Source organism: Xanthobacter aminoxidans (genome assembly GCF_043193615.1).
Classification (GTDB): domain Bacteria; phylum Pseudomonadota; class Alphaproteobacteria; order Rhizobiales; family Xanthobacteraceae; genus Xanthobacter; species Xanthobacter aminoxidans.
The window spans coordinates 66,610-83,565 of record NZ_JBAFUS010000004.1; the positions used below are offsets into that span (position 1 = coordinate 66,610).

19 protein-coding genes are annotated in these 16,956 nt (G+C 69.1%); 10 read left to right on the forward strand and 9 right to left on the reverse strand.

Going from position 1 to position 16,956, the window contains the following annotated elements; all coding sequences use genetic code 11:
* Positions 1-24: 24 nt before the first annotated feature.
* Positions 25-918, reverse strand: coding sequence for a DMT family transporter (locus V5F74_RS19060; RefSeq protein WP_250167744.1), 894 nt, complete (start codon positions 916-918; stop codon positions 25-27).
* A 132-nt stretch (positions 919-1,050) separates the two neighbouring features.
* Between V5F74_RS19060 and V5F74_RS19065 the strand changes: the two genes are divergently transcribed.
* A complete protein-coding gene (locus tag V5F74_RS19065; protein WP_029556438.1) occupies positions 1,051-1,761 on the forward strand; it encodes an ArsR/SmtB family transcription factor in 711 nt (236 codons plus the stop codon).
* 25 nt (positions 1,762-1,786) lie between these two features.
* Here V5F74_RS19065 and V5F74_RS19070 read toward each other — a convergent pair whose 3' ends face one another.
* Positions 1,787-2,263, reverse strand: a complete 477-nt coding sequence (locus V5F74_RS19070; protein ID WP_029556439.1) for an MmcB family DNA repair protein — start codon at positions 2,261-2,263, stop codon at positions 1,787-1,789.
* A gap of 7 nt (positions 2,264-2,270) precedes the next feature.
* Positions 2,271-3,143, reverse strand: coding sequence for a YihY/virulence factor BrkB family protein (locus V5F74_RS19075; RefSeq protein WP_029556440.1), 873 nt, complete (start codon positions 3,141-3,143; stop codon positions 2,271-2,273).
* A gap of 235 nt (positions 3,144-3,378) precedes the next feature.
* Between V5F74_RS19075 and V5F74_RS19080 the strand changes: the two genes are divergently transcribed.
* From V5F74_RS19080 to V5F74_RS19090, 3 genes are all read left to right on the forward strand, one after another.
* Entirely contained in the window at positions 3,379-4,503 is a 1,125-nt protein-coding gene (locus V5F74_RS19080; protein WP_394009691.1) for an FUSC family protein, read from the forward strand.
* A gap of 204 nt (positions 4,504-4,707) precedes the next feature.
* Complete coding sequence (locus tag V5F74_RS19085; RefSeq protein WP_394009692.1) at positions 4,708-6,399, forward strand: acyl-CoA dehydrogenase family protein; 1,692 nt, start codon at positions 4,708-4,710, stop codon at positions 6,397-6,399.
* A gap of 22 nt (positions 6,400-6,421) precedes the next feature.
* The gene (locus V5F74_RS19090) at positions 6,422-6,856 is read left to right on the forward strand and encodes a GNAT family N-acetyltransferase (RefSeq protein WP_394009862.1); all 435 of its coding nucleotides are present in this window, start codon (positions 6,422-6,424) and stop codon (positions 6,854-6,856) included.
* 6 nt (positions 6,857-6,862) lie between these two features.
* Here the strand turns inward: V5F74_RS19090 and V5F74_RS19095 are convergent, their stop codons facing one another.
* Entirely contained in the window at positions 6,863-7,699 is an 837-nt protein-coding gene (locus tag V5F74_RS19095) for an SDR family oxidoreductase (protein WP_394009693.1), read from the reverse strand.
* A 230-nt stretch (positions 7,700-7,929) separates the two neighbouring features.
* On the opposite strand from V5F74_RS19095, the gene V5F74_RS19100 reads away from it, so the two are divergent.
* Positions 7,930-8,262, forward strand: coding sequence for a winged helix-turn-helix transcriptional regulator (locus tag V5F74_RS19100; protein ID WP_374250736.1), 333 nt, complete (start codon positions 7,930-7,932; stop codon positions 8,260-8,262).
* Between the two features lie 15 nt (positions 8,263-8,277).
* Here V5F74_RS19100 and V5F74_RS19105 read toward each other — a convergent pair whose 3' ends face one another.
* Together V5F74_RS19105 and V5F74_RS19110 are read right to left on the reverse strand one after the other, a co-directional pair.
* Positions 8,278-8,511, reverse strand: a complete 234-nt coding sequence (locus V5F74_RS19105; protein ID WP_250167749.1) for a helix-turn-helix domain-containing protein — start codon at positions 8,509-8,511, stop codon at positions 8,278-8,280.
* A gap of 22 nt (positions 8,512-8,533) precedes the next feature.
* Complete coding sequence (locus V5F74_RS19110) at positions 8,534-9,088, reverse strand: DUF2975 domain-containing protein (RefSeq protein ID WP_250167750.1); 555 nt, start codon at positions 9,086-9,088, stop codon at positions 8,534-8,536.
* Positions 9,089-9,160: 72 nt separating this feature from the next.
* Here V5F74_RS19110 and V5F74_RS19115 point away from each other — a divergent pair, with 72 nt between their 5' ends.
* Complete coding sequence (locus tag V5F74_RS19115) at positions 9,161-9,787, forward strand: hypothetical protein (RefSeq protein ID WP_029556448.1); 627 nt, start codon at positions 9,161-9,163, stop codon at positions 9,785-9,787.
* Positions 9,788-9,812: 25 nt separating this feature from the next.
* Here V5F74_RS19115 and V5F74_RS19120 read toward each other — a convergent pair whose 3' ends face one another.
* The 3 genes from V5F74_RS19120 to V5F74_RS19130 all read right to left on the reverse strand — a co-directional run bounded on the left by V5F74_RS19120 (position 9,813) and on the right by V5F74_RS19130 (position 11,117).
* On the reverse strand, positions 9,813-10,322 hold the full coding sequence (locus V5F74_RS19120) for a prolyl-tRNA synthetase associated domain-containing protein (protein ID WP_394009694.1): 510 nt from the start codon (positions 10,320-10,322) through the stop codon (positions 9,813-9,815).
* Between the two features lie 140 nt (positions 10,323-10,462).
* Positions 10,463-10,735, reverse strand: coding sequence for a hypothetical protein (locus V5F74_RS19125; RefSeq protein WP_024281289.1), 273 nt, complete (start codon positions 10,733-10,735; stop codon positions 10,463-10,465).
* Positions 10,736-10,772: 37 nt separating this feature from the next.
* Positions 10,773-11,117, reverse strand: a complete 345-nt coding sequence (locus V5F74_RS19130; protein WP_029556451.1) for a hypothetical protein — start codon at positions 11,115-11,117, stop codon at positions 10,773-10,775.
* A gap of 101 nt (positions 11,118-11,218) precedes the next feature.
* Here V5F74_RS19130 and V5F74_RS19135 point away from each other — a divergent pair, with 101 nt between their 5' ends.
* From V5F74_RS19135 to otnK, 4 genes are all read left to right on the forward strand, one after another.
* Positions 11,219-12,169 (forward strand): hypothetical protein, encoded by a 951-nt coding sequence (locus tag V5F74_RS19135; protein WP_394009695.1) that lies wholly within the window; start codon positions 11,219-11,221, stop codon positions 12,167-12,169.
* Between the two features lie 104 nt (positions 12,170-12,273).
* Positions 12,274-15,054, forward strand: a complete 2,781-nt coding sequence (gene ppc, locus V5F74_RS19140; protein WP_394009696.1) for a phosphoenolpyruvate carboxylase — start codon at positions 12,274-12,276, stop codon at positions 15,052-15,054.
* Between the two features lie 66 nt (positions 15,055-15,120).
* Positions 15,121-15,489 (forward strand): hypothetical protein, encoded by a 369-nt coding sequence (locus V5F74_RS19145; protein ID WP_394009697.1) that lies wholly within the window; start codon positions 15,121-15,123, stop codon positions 15,487-15,489.
* Between the two features lie 123 nt (positions 15,490-15,612).
* On the forward strand, positions 15,613-16,905 hold the full coding sequence (otnK, locus tag V5F74_RS19150) for a 3-oxo-tetronate kinase (RefSeq protein ID WP_394009698.1): 1,293 nt from the start codon (positions 15,613-15,615) through the stop codon (positions 16,903-16,905).
* The last annotated feature ends 51 nt before the right edge of the window (positions 16,906-16,956 follow it).

The following is a 16,956-nucleotide window of genomic DNA, read 5'->3' on the forward strand; positions in this document are numbered from 1 at the left end:
CTCGGCAAGAGCGGGTCTTTGCCGTCACGCCGTCTTGCGCGTCGGCCACGTCATGGCGACGACACCCGCAACGACGCAGGCGAGGCCGATCCAGGCGTCCGGTGCCAGCGTCTCGCCAAGGCACAGGACGCCGATCGCCACGCCGATGGGCACCCTGAGATAGGCCTGCGCCGTGGTGCCGATGGAGCCGAGCGTCCGCACCAGCCGGAAATAGATGACGAACGCGAGCGCGGTCGAGAAGACCGACAGCAGCCCCAGCGCGACGAGGGAGCCGGCGCTCGGTGCCAGCGTCCAGGGCCGGTCCACCGCGATGCTGACCGGCAGGAGCACCGCCGCGCCGCAGAGCAGGGAGCCCGCCGCCGGCATCATCGGGTCGAGCCCCTTGAACGCCCTGCCGAAGATGGCGGCGCCGGCATAGCAGACCGTCGCCGCGACGATGGCGAGCTGGGCCCACACTTGCTGGCCAAATCCCTCCAGAGCCCCGAAGCCGACGATGAAGCCCGTCCCCGCAAGACCTGCCGCAACGCCGAGGAGCTTGCGGGCGGTCACGGCTTCATGCCGGGTCACGAGGGCCGTCAGCAGGAAGGCGAAGATGGGGGAGGTGGCGTTGAGGATGGTGGCGACGCCCGCGTCCACGGTCTGCTCGGCCCAGGCGATCAGGGTGAACGGCACGACGCTGTTCAGCCCGGCCTGGAACAGGAAGCGCGCCCAGGTGGCCCGATCCTGCGGCAGCCGCATGCCGCGCAGCCGAAGAATGACCGCGAGGAGGGCTCCGGCGATCAGGGTCCGGGCAGCGATGAAGGTCAGCGGCGGGATGGTTTCCACCCCGACCTTGATGAAGGTGTAGGACGCACCCCAGAGCGTCGAGAGCACCAGAAGCAAAAGCAACTCGATACCGAAGCGTGTCCTGCCGGCCATTGTGATCGCGTCCCTCACTCAACATTCCACGGCCTCTCTAGCGGGGGAAAGCGCGGGCATGCTTCGGCCGGGGCCGAAGCATCCGGCGGTGACGCGGGCGGCGCGGGCGGCTAGCTTTCCGGCATGTCGAACATGGTTTCGGGAAATACCGTTGCCGAGGTCGCCCGCCTGATCGGCGACGTGGCGCGCGCCAACATCCTCTCGGCATTGATGGGCGGGCAGGCGCTGACGGCGGGCGAACTGGCGCATCACGCCGGAGTAACGCCGCAGACCACGAGCGGCCATCTGGCGCGCCTCGCCGAAGCGGAATTGGTCAAGGTGGAGAAGCAGGGGCGCCACCGCTACTACCGCCTCGCCTCGGCGGATGTGGCGCAGGCGCTCCACGCTTTGATGACCGTCGCGGCGGGTGGGCCGAAGCGCCATCGTCCCATCGGTCCCAGAGATGCCGCGCTGCGGCTTGCCCGCACCTGCTACGACCACATGGCCGGCCGCCTTGCCGTGGCCCTCGCCGACGGCCTCCGCGCCAACGGCCACGTGATCCTCACCGACGGTGCCGGACTGGTAACGGATACGGGCCGCCGCCTCCTCTGTGATTTCGGCGTCGCGCTCGACGACGGGGCCAAGGGCCGGCGGCCGCTCTGCCGCACCTGCCTCGACTGGAGCGAGCGCCGGCCCCATCTCGCCGGCCGTCTGGGCGCGGCGCTGCTGGATCGGGCGCTGGATCTTGGATGGGTGCACCGCGCGACGGACAGCCGCGCGCTGCGCCTGTCTCCGGCTGGGGAACGCGGCTTCTCCAGCGCCTTCGGCCTCCCGCCCGGCTGGCGCGACGCACCAGCGGCGTGACCCATCGGTGGCGTGACTGCAATCCCTACATGTCCGCGCGCAGCAGGTCCGGGTCGTAGAGCACAGCGAGCCGCGTCGCGGCGGCGCGGGCGAAACGCAGGGTCAGCGCCTTGCGTGTCGCGGCCGGCAAAGGATGGAGCGGCGCAGGCCTGAGGCATTCGGCGCCGAAGGCGTCGGCGACGAACAGGCCGGTTTCCTCGGGCAGAATCTCGACGGGGAAGTCCATCGGCACCGCGAACATCAGCCGGTCGCAGAAATCCCGGTATTCGTGCCATTTGGCATCGGTGCGGAAGTCGATCACCGACGACTTGATCTCGATGATGGTGATCTCGCCCTTCGGCCCCATGGCGAGGATGTCGGCCCGCCGTCCGCTCACCAGCGAGAATTCCGGCAGCCCGGCCATGCCGGCCAGCGCCAGATGGCGCAGCACCCCGCGTTGGACCGCCCTTGCGGTCTCCGACTGGCGGCCGTCCGGCCGCGGCTCGGGCAGGAGCGCGCGCATGGCGGCCTCAGGACAGCGCCTTCATCGCCTCGGGCTCCTCGATGGAGGAGGGGGGCGAGAAGGCGCGCTTGATGGCGGCGTTGAGTTCGCCGCCGAACACGAAGATGGAAGCGGTGAGGTAGAGGAAGACCAGCGCGATCATCACCGAGGCGAGGCCGGCATAGGTGGTGACATAGTTGGCCGGGAATTCCGCCAGATAGAAGCCGAAGGCGGTGGCGGCGACCAGCCACATGACGAGCGTCACCAGAATGCCGGGGGCGACCTCGGCGAGCTTGCGCCGTCCCGCCGGCAGCCACAGGTGCGCCACCAGCAGGGACACCACCAGAATGATGGAGGTGGCCCCGAAGCGCAGCAGGGTGATGACGCGGGAAAAGGGCGCCAGCGCAGGCACCTGCGCCACCGCCGTCTGCCACAGCAGCGGCCCCAGCACCACGAGGAAGGAGAGGGCCAGCATGGCGGCGGAGGCGATCAGCACGTAGCCGATGGATTCCAGCCGGAGCCAGTACCAGGCGCGCATCTCCTTCATGCCATAGGCGCGGTTGAGGCCGATGCGCAGGCTTTCGATGCCATTGGAGGAGAAATAGAGGGCGAGGACGACGCCATAGGTGAGCACATCGGTGCGCACCTGGTTCACCACGTTGTAGATTTCGCGGGAGATGGGCCCGGCCACCTGCTCCGGCCAGGTCTCCAGGATGAGCTGGATGGTCTCCTGCGCCAGCGGGCGCAGGTCTAGGAAGCCGGCCAGCGCGGTGACGAAGATGAGGAACGGGAACAGGGACATGAGCGCGGACAAGGCGATATGGCTGGCGATCGCCCAGCCGTCGTCGGCGGAGAACGTCCAGAACGCATCCAGAACGATATGGTAGATGCGCCGCAGCATGTGGTCTCCCGTTTCAAGTCAAATCGGGCTTTCCGGCCGGAATGGCAAGCGCCGGCCGTGCCCGTCCACCGTCCGGCTGGTGGCGGCCGGCCCCTTCGGCTAGACAGCGAGGACACGGCGCCATCTGATCCGGCGTCCGGACCCGCCGAGATTTCCCATGCCGCGCCAGCCCAATTCCCCGGCTGAACCGCCACCGGCTGAATCCCCGGCCGCCGGGCCTTCGCAGGCCGAGTCTTTGGATGCAACGCCGGAAGCCGCATCGGGCGTTCCCACGCTGCGGGATCGGCTGGGCAAGGTCATCGCCCTCGCCCATCTCAAGCTCGCGCTTCGGGCCACCATCGCCGGCATCGTCACCTATCTTCTGGCGGAGCAGTTCTCCCTGCCCAACGGCTATTGGGCGGTGCTCACGGCCGTGCTCGTGGTGCAGGCGACATTGGGCGCCAGCCTGTCGGTGGCCATCGACCGGGCGCTGGGAACGCTGGCGGGCGGCGTCGTCGGCGTCGCGGGGGCGATGGTGGCCGGACCCTCCCAGATCCAAACGCTGGTGGTGCTGTCGCTGGCGCTGTTCATCGCTGCGGCCATGGCCGCCCGCTCGCCCAGCTTCAAGTTGGCGCCGGTGACGGTCATCATCGTCATGCTGGCCCATCCGGGCGATGTCGCGCCATGGCTTGCGGGGCTGACGCGGGTGGCGGAGATCACGCTGGGCGGGGCGGTGGGCCTCCTGTGCGCCATTCTCATCCTGCCCGAGCGGGCGCTGGGGAAGCTGTTTCCCCACTGCGCCAAGGCGCTGCGGCTGACCGCGCGGCTGCTGGACCTCGGACGCGACGGCCTGCTGGGGCAGGGGATCGATCCATCGGTCATCGACCGGCTCAACGCCGGGGCGCGTCTCGCCTTGCGCGCGGCCGACCTGCGCCTCGTGGAGGTGCGGGCGGAGCAGGCCGGTCGCCTGACCACCCAGACCGATCCCGCGCCTGTCGTGCGCGGCGCCCGGCGACTGTGGCATTCCGCCATCATCCTGCTGCGCAACGCCGACCGGCCGCTGGACGAGCCCGTCGCCGGCCTCGTCTCTGCGGCTCTCACGGCCGCGACGACGACGCTCTCCGCCCAGATGTCAGCCATCGCCGACCGGCTGGACGGCCTGCCCGTTGCCGACCTTGCCACCCGTGCCGATGCGGCCAGCGCGGCCGTGGCGGCGCTGGAGGCGCGGGTGGAGGAGCTGAATACCCAGGGCGCCTTCGGTGCGGTGGGCTCGGAGACGTTGACGGCCCTGTTCTCGGCGGTCTCGGCCTGCGTCCACATGCGCGAGAACCTCGAGGAGCTCGCCGCCCGCCTCGCCGAGGTGCAAAGCGAGACGCCCTGACGGCCGGCTTCCGCTCGGTCCCCTCACGGCGAAAGTCGGATCGACCGTGGCGGCGGATGCCGTATCAAGGCGCATGCGCCGCACCATTTGCGGTGCGGTGTCTGATCCGGGCCGATCCCGGCTTTCGTAATCAGGCGTTGCCTTGGCCCGGTTCCGGGGCAAGGATAGGTCAATTGCGCAATGCACAATCAAAGGGGAGAGTTCATGTCCGCCAGCGCCGCCGTTCAGTCCGTGCCCACCGGGGAATTCGACGCCGTGGCGCTCGGGCGTGTCGCGACCGACAGCCTGGAGAAGCTGCTGGCCGAGGCGACCTCCCTGGTGAAGGCCAAGGTGACGGACGGCGGGCGCATCTCTTCCGCTCTGCTGGAGAAGGAGCAGCGCGCCACCCACGGCCTCGCGTGGCTCGCGACCTACGTCTTCTCCGTGCGCGAGCTGGTGCACTATGCCGACCGCCTGACCGAGATGGGCAAGTTCGGCGACACCGAGAAGCTGATCGTACAGATCGGCCTCGGCGAGTACATCACGCAGATCCTCGGCGGCATTCCCATGAGCCAGGGCGAGATCGTCCGGCTCCCCGATCTCTATGTCTCCGGCGCGACCATTGCGGCGCTGGCCGCCGAGCCTGCCATCGCGGCTCTGGTGGAGAACGGCAACACGGCGGCCAGCCGCGCCGCGCTCGCCGACATCATCCGCGACGCGCACCTCGCCGGCACCATCGGCGAGGCGGGCCTCGACGAGACCACGGAGGCGATGCGCACCGAGATGCATCGCTTCGTGGAGGCGGAAGTCGCCCCCCATGCCCACGAGTGGCACCTGAAGAACGAGTACATCCCGCTGGAGATCATCTCCCAGCTCTCGGAGATGGGCGTGTTCGGCCTCACCATCCCCGAGGAGTTCGGCGGCCTCGGCCTGCCGAAGGAGGCCATGTGCGTCGTCACCGAGGAGCTGTCGCGCGGCTATATCGGCGTCGGCTCGCTGGGCACCCGCTCGGAGATCGCGGCGGAGCTGATCCTCGCCGGCGGCACGGATGAGCAGAAGGGCCATTTCCTGCCCAAGATCGCCTCGGGCGAGATCCTGCCCACGGCGGTGTTCACCGAGCCCAACACCGGCTCGGACCTCGCCTCGCTGCGCACCCGCGCGGTGAAGGAGGGAGACGTCTACAAGGTCAACGGCAACAAGACCTGGATCACCCATCCGGTCCGCGCCGACATCATGACCCTGCTGGTGCGCACCAATCCGGCCGAGCCCGGCTACAAGGGCCTCTCCATCCTGCTCGCTGAAAAGCCCCGCGGCTCCGACGAGAACCCGTTCCCCGCCGAGGGCATGACCGGCGGCGAGATCGAGGTGCTCGGCTATCGCGGCATGAAGGAATACGAGATCGGCTTCGACGGCTTCACCGTGCCGGCGAAGAACCTGCTCGGCGGCGAGGAGGGGCAGGGCTTCAAGCAGCTCATGACCACTTTCGAGAGCGCCCGCATCCAGACCGCCGCCCGCGCCGTGGGCGTGGCCCAGGCGGCCATGGAGGTGGGCCTGAAATATGCGCAGGAGCGCATCCAGTTCGGCAAGTCGCTCATCAACTTCCCCCGCGTCGCCGACAAGATCGTGATGATGGCGGTGGAGACCATGATCGCCCGCCAGATCACCTACTTCGCCGCCCGCGCCAAGGACGAGGGGCGCCGCACGGATCTCGAGGCCGGCATGTCCAAGCTGCTCGGCGCGCGCGTCGCCTGGGCGGCGGCGGACAACGCTCTGCAGATCCACGGCGGCAATGGCTTCGCGCTGGAATATCCGGTGTCGCGCATCCTGTGCGACGCGCGCATCCTCAACATCTTCGAGGGCGCGGCGGAGATCCAGGCGCAGGTCATCGCCCGCCGCCTCTTGGACGGCGGCAACTGAGCGGCCGGGCACGGATGTGGCCCTGCTGATCGCCGACGCCCAGCCGCAGGACGAGGCCGCATGGCGTCGCCTGTGGGCGGGCCACAACGCCTTTTACGAGACCGAGGTGGGGGCGGACATCACCGCCCGCACCTGGGCGCGCATCCTCGATCCCTCGGTGCCGATCATCGGGCGCATCGCACGGCGCGGCGGCGAGCCGGTGGGCTTCTCCAACAGCGTCCTGCACGAGGGCACCTGGGTCGCCAACCCCGTCTGCTATCTGGAAGACCTGTTCGTGGATCCCGCCTGCCGCGGCGGCGGGATCGGCCGGGCGCTGATCGCGGATCTCGTCCGCATGGGCAAGGAGAGGGGCTGGTCCAGCCTCTACTGGCACACGCGGCAGGATAATCCTGCCCGCCGGCTCTACGACAGCTTCGTCGCGGCGGACGATTTCGTCCGCTACCGCATGGACCTGTGACGCGGCTCAGGCGAGCCGCGCGGCATTGTCCCGCGCATAGGTCGAAAGCGCGCGCGGCGCATGGCCCGTCAGGATCTCCACATCGCCGGTGACGCGCGCCGTCCAGCCCTCGCGGACGGGGTGGAAGAGCGTGGCGAGGAAGCGCGCATAGGGCTCCGGCACGCCCGCGCCGGTGAGGATGCCGACGAAGGCATCGTCGCTCACCGGCGTGTAGGCGATGGGCTTGCCCGTCACCGGCGCGAGGATGGCCGCCGCCTCGCCATAGGTCAGCGCCTCGGGGCCGGTGAGGTTGAAGGCGCGCCCATCGAAGCGATCCGTGGTCAGGGCGGCCGCCGCGCTTTCGGCGATGTCGCGGGCGTCGATGAAGCTCGTCTTGCCGTCAGCGGCGGGAAGGGCGATCACGCCGTGGTCGATGCCGGCCTTCCAGAAGGTGTGGAAATTGTCCGCGAACCAGTTCGGCCGCAGGATCACGAACGGCGTGCCGGAGCGCTCCAGCGCCAGTTCCACCTGCCGGTAGGGGATAGCGTCGTCCGCATCCACGCCGAGCGCGGTCATCAGCACCACCTTCACCTTGCGGGCGGCCGCGGCCTCGATCACGGGCAGGAGGCGGGCGGTGATGTCGAGGGAGCCGGTGGGCGCCAGCAGGAAGAGCCGGTCCACGCCGGCGAAGGCCGTCGCGAAGGTGGAGGGATCGTCCATGTCGAGCGCCACGCCCCGCGCGCCGCCCACGGCCTTGCCCGCGCGGGAGGCCGCCTTCACCTGTTCGCCCTTCGCCAGAAGGGCCTGCACCAGCGGCTGGCCCACGTTGCCGTTGGCCGCGAAAACCAGAATCTGACCCGACATGATCGCTCTCCTGCTCGCCGGCGCGCGGTGGCGCGGGCATCCGAGGATAGGTTTCCACTAGAAACCAGCTTCCGATCGGATACATACTCCTGGTCGAGCGAGCCCAAAAGAGAGCACCTTGAACTCACATGGTCACTTCCGGGAAACCGCAGAACGCGCCTGAGCGGGACGCCGAGAGCTGCCGTCTCCCCTGGCCCTTCGACGTCTATGAGGCGCAATGCCCGACGCGCATGGTGCTGGACCGCATCGCCGACAAATGGGCGGTGCTGATCCTTGACCGGCTGCGCGACGGCCCCGTGCGGTTCAATCACCTCAGGCGGGACATCAAGGGCATCTCGCAGAAGGTGCTGTCGCAGACGCTGAAGAAGCTGGAGCGCGACGGGCTCCTCTCGCGGGCGGTCTTCCCCACGGTGCCGGTCACGGTGGAATATGCGCTGACCCCCCTCGGCCGGACGCTGACCGACGCGGTGGCGGCCATCGCCCACTGGGCCGAGCGCAACATGGAGGCGGTGCTGGCGGCGCAGGCCGCCTATGACGCCCGGGCGGGGGGCGACCCGGGCTGATGGCGTAGCGCGGCGCTAGTCCGCCGCCTCGTCCGCGTCCTCTTTCCCCGGCACATATTCCAGAATGTCGCCGGGCTGGCAGCCGAGGGTCTCGCAGATGCGGGCGAGCGTGTCGAAGCGCACGCCGCGCACCTTGCCGGACTTGAGCAATGAGACGTTCTGCTCGGTGATGCCGATGCGCTCGGCAAGCTCGCGCGAACGCATCTTGCGGCGCGCCAGCATCACGTCGAGATTGACGATGATGGGCATGGTGCTCCCATAGCCTCCCCGCTCAGACGAAGCTCGCGTTTTCTTCGGCGATGCGCGCGGCCTCGCGCATGACCGCCCCCACGCCGATGACGAGCAGGCCGACGATCACCGCCACCACGTCATGGCTGGAAATCGAGACGGCGATGGCGCGCGCGCCCGGCGGGTTGTTGAGGGTGAGGGCGATGCTTAGTGCGACCCCGACGAAGGGGGCGATCAGGCCCTGGAGCGCCACCGCCGCGCCGAAGCGCTCCAGCCGCACCGCCAGCAAGGCGGAGATGAGTTCGCCGCGGCCGAAATCGCGGAAGATCTGGCGCACCTGAAGCAGGCCGTAGGCGAGGATGCCGAGGGGGATCGCGGAAATCGCGAGGCCGGCGGCGAGGCTTGCGCCATCGAGGGCGATGGGATGCCCGGCGAGGCCAATGCGCGGGACGATCACCCGTTCCACCAGCCCCGGCGACAGCCAGATGCCGAGGCCGGATGCCACCAGCAGCAGCAGGATCACGAGGGTTGCGACCGAAAGGGCGCGCCCGAGGCGCACCACGCGATGGAGTTTGGGGTCGAGGGGCGGAGGGGACATCAGTAGCCTTTCCTTGACGCATTCATTTTTTATCGTAAAACAGTAATTATTCAACCCAAAATGAGAGATCGGATGCGTTTCTTTCTCGCCCCTGCCTGGCCCATGCGGGCGCTCGCCTTGCTGGTGCTTGTTCTGTCGGTTGGCGCCTGCTCCCATGTGCCCATCAGCTCACTGCCGCAGCTGGCCACCCTCGATCTCGAAACGGCTGACCTGACCGTCCTGCGCGCGGCCGTGCGCGCGCCCAAGGAGATCGTGGCGGTGCCCGGCGGGGCATTCGTGGTCATGTCCTACTGGCGCCAGGGGGATGAGGCCCGCAAGACGACCGTCCAGGCGCTGCTGGAGGTGGAGACGGACCCGAAGGCCCTCGCGGCGCTCAAGGAGGAGGAGCGCGCGGGCATGCGCATCACCCTGTTCCGCCTCACCGAAGAGGGTCGGCGCAAGCTGGAGGCGGCGCGCAGCGAGGCGTTGGCGCTGAAATCGGACGAGCTTGCGAAGGGGCGGCGCGCCAGCGGATCGCTCGCGGTGTCGGCGGAGGGATGCGTGCGCAGCGCGCTGCCCGCCGGGCCGCTGCTGCTCAGCACCTATCTCAGGCTGAAGCCGGGCGGCAATTTCGTGACGTTGATCCAGGACATCGATCTGCGAACGCTGCTGGCGCAGGCCGGCTCCGACGAGAGCGCCATGAAACCCTGCGCCAATTGAAACCCTGCGCCAGTTGAGCGGGGCTTTAGGCCTCGCCGGCCGGCGGAATCTCCACCTCCAGCGCCTCGTGGCCGGTCAGGCGGAAGAAGGCGCGCAGGGCGTCCGGCGTGAGCACGGTGGTGCGGGCGTTGGTGAGCGGGTGGCAGCCCACGAGGTCGGCGCGCATGAGCGCGGCGTCGATGGCGAAGCGGACCTGGCCTTCGGTATCGTTGGCGAGCGCAAGCACGCTCACCGAGCCGGGCAGGATGCCGAGATGCTCCATGAGTGCCTCGGGCGAGGCGAAGGAGAGCGAGCCCTTGGCCCCCAGCGGGCCGCGCAGCGCCTTGAGGTTCACCGGGGTATCCTCGGCGAGCGTCAGCAGGAAATAGGTCTTCTTCCCGTCGCGCAGGAACAGGTTCTTGGTGTGGGCGCCGGGAATTTCGCCGCGCAGCGCCTGGGATTCGGCCACCGTGTGGACGGGCGGATGCTCGTAGGTGGTGCCGGAAATGTCGTTCTGCGCGAGGAAGGCGAGAAGGGTGTCGGGCGTGTGGGGCATGGGCCGGTCGGTCTTGGCGGGGAGACGCCAGCCTTAGACCCGCGCGACCGCTTCGGGCAAGCGCTCCGGGAACAACACGCCGCCGGCCTGGATGGCAGGAAAAGGCCGCCGGCTCGTCTGGAGCCGACGGCCGGTCTGGTTCAGCGCAGCTGGGTGAGGCAGGCGCCGGCCGCCTCGGCGGCGGGGCGGGCGTTGCTCATGGAGAGCGCGCCGGACTGCACCAGGGCCTTGGTCTTCTCGGTGACGAGCGCACGCGGATCGGCAGCGCCGGCAAAGCCGGGCGCGGCGGCAGCATAGACGGCCTTGGCGTCGGGGCCGAGGCCGGCGGCGCACTGGTCGGCCGCGGCCTTGTCGGCGAGCGCGGGGGCGGCGCAGGCGAGGGTGAGGGCGGCGGCGCAGAGCAGGGACTTCATGGGATGTTGCCTCCAGTGAATTTCAGGACGCACGCGATCAGCGCACGCCGACGCGGTTGACCGGGCCGCCGGCATTCACGCCGACTCCGGGCGCAACACCGACACCGGGCGCACCGACGCCGACGCCGGGGGTGACGCCGACGCCGGGGGCTCCGGCACCCGGCACGCAGCCTGCGGGATAGCCGGGTCGGGTGCAATGAACCGCAGCGCGCGCTGCAGGGGCGGTGGGACGGGCGACGCAGCCCTTCGGAACGCCAACCGCCCTGCAATAGACCACGGCCCCGGCGGGGGCGGTCGTCGCGAGGGTGACGACGGCGGCCGGCGGCAGTGCGGCGAGGGTGGCGGCGAGGAAAGCGGAACGTGTCAGCAGGCGCAGTCGCATGGCGGCCTCGGCATCCTTAACAGACACCTGTGCGTGACGCCCGGGTTGACATCGCGCCGAGGTGACTTCGGGTCAGCTAGGCGTCATCCTGTAATACCGCAATGGCGATTCTTGGCCCGACTGGCGGCGAGACGTTGCGGGACGATATGTCGGAGGCGCGGGTGCTGGGGCTGGTGGCGGTGCGGGCAGGAGCGGCCGTGAACTGGCTCGACACGGCAGGCATTGCCGAAACGCGAGGCGCCATCATCGCCCATCCCGCCTTTCCACGGGCGGTGGCACAACTTGTCGGCGAAATCAGCGCGCTCTACAGCGGCAACCGGCTGCTCAACCGCGTGCTCAGTGATCGCGGCCGCAACATGTTCGGCCTGATGGTGCTCTATCTGGATGCCTTGCCGCCGGAAGAGGGGGGCGGGCTCACGGCTGCGCGGATCGTGGCCCTGTGCACCTCCACCGGCCTGTGCAGCCGGGGCCGCGCGAAGGCGATGCTCGCCCTCATGCGCTGGGGCGGCTATCTGGCGTCGGCGGCGCCGGCCGAGGATCGCCGGGTGAAGCCGCTGATGCCGCAGGAAAAGCTCGTCGCGCTCCAGCACCGGCGGTGGCGCCTCGTATTCGAGGCCGGCAAGGCACAGGATCCGGAACTCGCCCGGCTCGCCCCCCGCCTCGCGGACGCAGCCTTCACGCGGGTTCTCGCGGTGTTGCTGGGCGAGGCCTTCCTCTCCGGCTTCCGGCCCGTTTCCGCCGCCCCGGAATTGAACGATCTGGTGGACCGCGACGGCGGCCTGATGGTGCTCCTCGCCCTCTTCACCGCCGAATCCAACGGCGAGGAGCCGCCGTCCATCGCCAATCTCTCGCGCCGCTTCCACCTGTCGCGGGCCCATGTGCTCGATCTGCTGCGGCTCAGCGAGGAGCGCGGGCTGGTGGAGCGCGGCATGCGTGGCACCGGCTGCCTTTCCCCGCTGGGGCGGGATGCGATCGAGCGCTTCTTCTCCTCCATCTTCGCCGTGATGTCCGGTGCCGCCCGCGCCGCCGAGGCCCGTCTTCACGGCGCGTGAAATCACCTTCGCCCGGAACGGTCTTTCGCTCCTGCACAATTTCCTTAAGACTAAGGTCGAAAGAGACGTGCGCCGCAGCAGCGGACGAGTCCGGGGGAAGTCGGATGACGAATTTGGCACTTTCGAGCGGCATCGCGCCGCGCGCAGAGGACGTGAAGGACCAGCCGCTGCGCGACGACATCCGGCTGCTCGGTCGCATTCTCGGTGACACCGTCCGCGACCAGGAAGGCGACGAGGTGTTCGACCTCGTGGAGCGCATCCGCCAGCTTTCCATCCGCTTCCACCGCGACGACGACCAGGCGGCCCGCGATGAACTGGGTACCCTTCTGGGGGCACTGCCGGCCGACCGCTCCCTCGATACCATCCGCGCCTTCAGCTACTTTTCCCACCTCGCCAACATCGCCGAGGACCAGCACCACATCCGCCGCAACCGCGCCCACGCCATCGCCGGCTCGGCGCCGCGCGCGGGTAGCCTCGCCTATGCCTTCTCCCGTGCGGAGCAGATGGGGATCGGCCGCGAGGCGCTGGCGGATTTCTTCTCGGGCGCGCGCATGAGCCCGGTGCTCACCGCCCACCCCACCGAAGTGCGGCGCAAGAGCACGCTCAACCGCGAGATGGAAATCGCCGCCGAGCTGGATCGCCGCGAGCGCGTCGTGCCCACCCCGCGGGAGCGGGACGAGGGCGAGGAAATCCTGCGCCGCGCGGTGCTGACCCTGTGGCAGACGGCCCTGCTCCGCCGCATCAAGCTGACCGTGCTGGACGAGGTGGCGAACGGCCTCTCCTATTACGACTACACCTTCCTCACCGAGGTGCCGCGCCTCTATTGCGCCATCGAGGACCGCCTCGCCGAGGCGGGGGACGAGGTGCAGTTGCCCTCCTTCCTGCGCATCGGCAGCTGGATCGGCGGCGACCGCGACGGCAACCCCTTCGTCACCGCCGAGGTGCTGAAGGAGACCGTGCGCCTGCATCGCGACCGCATCCTCGCCCATTACGAGCAGGAGCTGGTGGCGCTCGGGGCGGAACTGTCCCTCGCCCAGCGCCTCGTGACCGTATCCGATGCCCTGACGGAGCTCGCCTCCCGTTCTCCGGACCGCTCGCAGGAGCACCGCGAGGAGCCCTATCGCCTCGCCCTCGCCTACGTTCTGGAGCGCCTGCGCCAGACCGCCCGCAAGCTGCGCGGCGAGCCGCTGGCGACGGCCGAGGGCCTCGCGCCCTATGCCACGGCGCAGGCGTTCCGCGCCGACCTCGACGTGATCCACGACTCGCTTGTGGCGAACGGATCGAAGGTGCTGGCGCGGGGGCGGCTGCGGCTTCTGCGGCGGGCGGCGGACTGCTTCGGCTTCCATCTCGCCTGCATCGACCTCAGGCAGAACTCGGACGTGCACGAGCGCGTCGTGGCCGAGCTGCTGGAGAAGGCGGCGCCCGGCACCAACTATGCGGGCCTCGACGAGGAGGCGCGCATCGCGCTGCTGCTGAAGGAGCTGGCGACGCCCCGGCCGCTCGCCTCGCCCTTCATCGCCTATTCGGACGAGACCTGTTCCGAACTCGACATCCTGCGCGAGGCGGCCGCCGCGCACCATGCGCTGGGCCGGGAGGTGATCCCCAACGCCATCATCTCCAAGGCCGAAGGCGTCTCCGATCTTCTGGAGGTGGCGTTGCTGCTGAAGGAAGTCGGCCTCGTCTCCAGCGACGGAACGGGCGGCCTCGCCAGCGCGGTGAACATCATCCCGCTGTTCGAGACCATCTCGGACCTGAAGGCCTGCGCCAAGGTGATGGACCGCGCCTTCTCGCTTCCCGCCTACCGCAAGCTGGTGGCAAGCCGCGGCGCCGAGCAGGAGGTGATGCTCGGCTATTCGGATTCCAACAAGGACGGCGGCTTCGTCACCTCCGGCTGGGAATTGTACAAGGCGGAGATCGGCCTCATTGAGGTGTTCGGCGCGCACAATGTGCGCCTGCGCCTGTTTCACGGTCGCGGCGGCTCGGTGGGACGCGGCGGCGGGCCGAGCTACGACGCCATCCTCGCCCAGCCGGGCGGTGCGGTGAACGGGCAGATCCGCATCACCGAGCAGGGCGAGATCATCGCCTCCAAATATTCCAACCCGGACGTGGGGCGGCGCAATCTCGAGATCCTCGTCTCGGCGACGCTGGAGGCCTCCCTGCTCCAACCGCAATACAAGGCGCCGCGCACCGAATTCCTCACTGCCATGGAGGACATCTCGGACACGGCGTTCGCGGCCTATCGCAACCTCGTCTACGAGACCGAGGGCTTCGAGGACTATTTCTGGTCCTCCACCGTCATCAACGAGATCGCGACGCTGAACATCGGCTCGCGCCCGGCCTCGCGGGCCCGAACGCGCTCCATCGAGAAGCTGCGCGCGATTCCGTGGGTGTTCTCCTGGGCGCAGTGCCGGCTGATGCTGCCGGCCTGGTACGGCTTCGGCACCGCGGTGGAAGCGTTCGTGGCGCGCCGGCCGGACTATGGCCTCTCCTTCCTCAAGGCCATGCAGCACGAATGGCCCTTCTTCCGCACGCTGCTGTCCAACATGGACATGGTGCTGGCGAAGAGTTCCCTTGCCATTGCCTCGCGCTATGCCGAGCTGGTGCCGGACGTGGAGCTGCGCACCGCCATCTTCGGCCGCATCCGCGCCGAATACGAGCTGACGCTGAAGCATCTGCTCGCCATCATGGACCAGCAGAAGCTGCTGGAGGGTAATCCGCTGCTGGATCGCTCCATCCGCAACCGCTTCCCCTATCTCGACCCGCTGAACCACCTGCAGGTGGAATTGCTGCGCCAGCACCGCGCCAGCCCCGGCGACGACCAGGTGCTGCACGGTATCCAGCTCTCCATCAACGGCATCTCGGCGGGCCTGCGCAACTCGGGGTAACAACGCCTTTGTTCTAGCTCCTCAGGCGGTGTTAATATGCTGAGGCTTGAGCAGGGAGCGAGCAGAATGCCGATCATCACTGTGACTTCGGATCCGCCGTATGATCGTATCCTGGTCAATACGGATATGATCTATGCAGTAGTCCCCGACGCGGCCGCACCGTCGCGGACGCGCCTGCTGGTGGATGCTGCGGGCGGGCGCGGTGTTTCGGCGAACGAGGATTTGGGGACGATCCTCAAGCTCGCAGGGGCTAACGTATTCGCTAGCTTTCAGCAGGCGGCTCTGAAGCCCGGAAAGATTCTGGTGAACCGTAGTGGGTGGGTAAGCATCGCTCCGCACCCGCAAGTCAAAAACGTGTCGCAGATCAACTTCAAGAACCAGTATGTGGCGGTGAAAGGGACAGTCGAAGAGGTGGCTGCGGCGCTGGCCGGGTGACTGGCCGATTGTCGAACCCTCCCCCCATCGTCTGTTGACGATCTAATCAAAACGATTAGATCAGGCGATGGCTGCGCAAGCCGGGCCCCGCCCGCTGATAACAACCGGCCCAAGGGATTTCGTATGCCCCTCACCCTCGGCGTCATCGCCGACGACTACACCGGCGCCTCCGACCTCGCGAACACGCTGTCAAAGGAGGGCGTGCGCACTGTCCAGACCATCGGCGTGCCAGACGCTGCGCTGGCGCTGCCCGATGCCGACGCGGTGGTCGTCTCGCTGAAAAGCCGCTCCATCCCGGCGGACGAGGCGGTGGCGCAGTCGCTGGCGGCCTATGCGTGGCTGAAGGAGCGGGGCGCGTCCCACATCCTGTTCAAGGTCTGCTCCACCTTCGATTCCACCGACGAGGGCAATATCGGCCCCGTCACCGATGCCCTGCGCCTCGCCACCGGCGCCGCCATCGTGCCGGTGACGCCAGCGTTCCCGGAGACCGGGCGCACGGTCTACATGGGCCACCTCTTCGTCGGCGACGTGCCGCTGAACGAGAGCCCGCTCAAGGACCACCCCCTCAACCCCATGACGGATTCGGACCTGAAGCGCGTGCTCGCCCGCCAGAGCGCGGGCCGGGTCGGGCTGGTGCCGCTGAAGGACGTGGCGGCGGGTGCCGCTGCGGTGTCCGCCCGGCTGGAAAAGCTGGCGCTGGAGGGGCGCACGGCGGCCATCGTGGATGCCGTGTTCGACCGGGATCTGGAGGCGGTGGGCATCGCGGCGGCGGCCCTGCCGCTGTCCACCGGCGCGTCCGGCCTCGGCCTTGGACTGGCGCGGGCGCTGATCGCGGACGGGCGGGTGCTGCGGCGGGAGAGTGATGGCGCGGCGCTGGCGGCCGGCATCGGCGGATATGCGGCGGTGGTCGCGGGCAGTTGCTCCAAGGCGACGCTGGAGCAGATTGCCGTCGCAGAAGGACAGATGCCGGTGCTGCGGCTCTCCGCCGAACGGCTCGTCACCCACCCCGAGGCGGAGGTCGCCGCCGCGCTGGAGTGGGCGAAGGCGCGCCTCGCATCCGGGCCGGTGCTCATCGCCGCGAGCGGAGCGCCCGAGCAGGTGGCCGAGGTGCAGGCCCGCTTCGGCCGCCATGCGGCGGGCGTTGCCGTCGAGCACGGCACGGCGGCCATTTCCGAAGGGCTGGTGGCGGCCGGCGTGCGCCGCCTCGTGCTGGCCGGCGGGGAGACATCGGGGGCGAGCGTGGACCGGCTGAAGATCCCCGCCTTCCTCGTCGGCCCCGAGATCGCCCCCGGCGTGCCGCTGCTGCGCACGGAAGGCCAGCCGGGCGAACCCATGGTGCTGGCGCTGAAGTCCGGCAATTTCGGCGGGCCGGACTTCTTCGCGAAGGCACTGGGGATGATGGGCGTGGGTTACTGAGCTGCGGCTCCCCTCTCCCCTTGCGGGAGAGGGGTTGGGGGTGAGGGGGTT

Bases quoted from the DNA above. Each gene is read 5' to 3' on its own strand.
- V5F74_RS19060 (WP_250167744.1), bottom strand. From the start codon at position 918: ATGGCCGGCAGGACACGCTTCGGTATCGAGTTGCTTTTGCTTCTGGTG.
- V5F74_RS19065 (WP_029556438.1), top strand. From the start codon at position 1,051: ATGGTTTCGGGAAATACCGTTGCCGAGGTCGCCCGCCTGATCGGCGAC.
- V5F74_RS19070 (WP_029556439.1), bottom strand. From the start codon at position 2,263: ATGCGCGCGCTCCTGCCCGAGCCGCGGCCGGACGGCCGCCAGTCGGAG.
- V5F74_RS19075 (WP_029556440.1), bottom strand. From the start codon at position 3,143: ATGCTGCGGCGCATCTACCATATCGTTCTGGATGCGTTCTGGACGTTC.
- V5F74_RS19085 (WP_394009692.1), top strand. From the start codon at position 4,708: ATGTCCGCCAGCGCCGCCGTTCAGTCCGTGCCCACCGGGGAATTCGAC.
- V5F74_RS19095 (WP_394009693.1), bottom strand. From the start codon at position 7,699: ATGTCGGGTCAGATTCTGGTTTTCGCGGCCAACGGCAACGTGGGCCAG.
- V5F74_RS19100 (WP_374250736.1), top strand. From the start codon at position 7,930: ATGGTGCTGGACCGCATCGCCGACAAATGGGCGGTGCTGATCCTTGAC.
- V5F74_RS19105 (WP_250167749.1), bottom strand. From the start codon at position 8,511: ATGCCCATCATCGTCAATCTCGACGTGATGCTGGCGCGCCGCAAGATG.
- V5F74_RS19110 (WP_250167750.1), bottom strand. From the start codon at position 9,088: ATGTCCCCTCCGCCCCTCGACCCCAAACTCCATCGCGTGGTGCGCCTC.
- V5F74_RS19115 (WP_029556448.1), top strand. From the start codon at position 9,161: ATGCGTTTCTTTCTCGCCCCTGCCTGGCCCATGCGGGCGCTCGCCTTG.
- V5F74_RS19120 (WP_394009694.1), bottom strand. From the start codon at position 10,322: ATGCCCCACACGCCCGACACCCTTCTCGCCTTCCTCGCGCAGAACGAC.
- V5F74_RS19125 (WP_024281289.1), bottom strand. From the start codon at position 10,735: ATGAAGTCCCTGCTCTGCGCCGCCGCCCTCACCCTCGCCTGCGCCGCC.
- V5F74_RS19130 (WP_029556451.1), bottom strand. From the start codon at position 11,117: ATGCGACTGCGCCTGCTGACACGTTCCGCTTTCCTCGCCGCCACCCTC.
- V5F74_RS19135 (WP_394009695.1), top strand. From the start codon at position 11,219: ATGGCGATTCTTGGCCCGACTGGCGGCGAGACGTTGCGGGACGATATG.
- ppc (WP_394009696.1), top strand. From the start codon at position 12,274: ATGACGAATTTGGCACTTTCGAGCGGCATCGCGCCGCGCGCAGAGGAC.
- V5F74_RS19145 (WP_394009697.1), top strand. From the start codon at position 15,121: ATGCCGATCATCACTGTGACTTCGGATCCGCCGTATGATCGTATCCTG.
- otnK (WP_394009698.1), top strand. From the start codon at position 15,613: ATGCCCCTCACCCTCGGCGTCATCGCCGACGACTACACCGGCGCCTCC.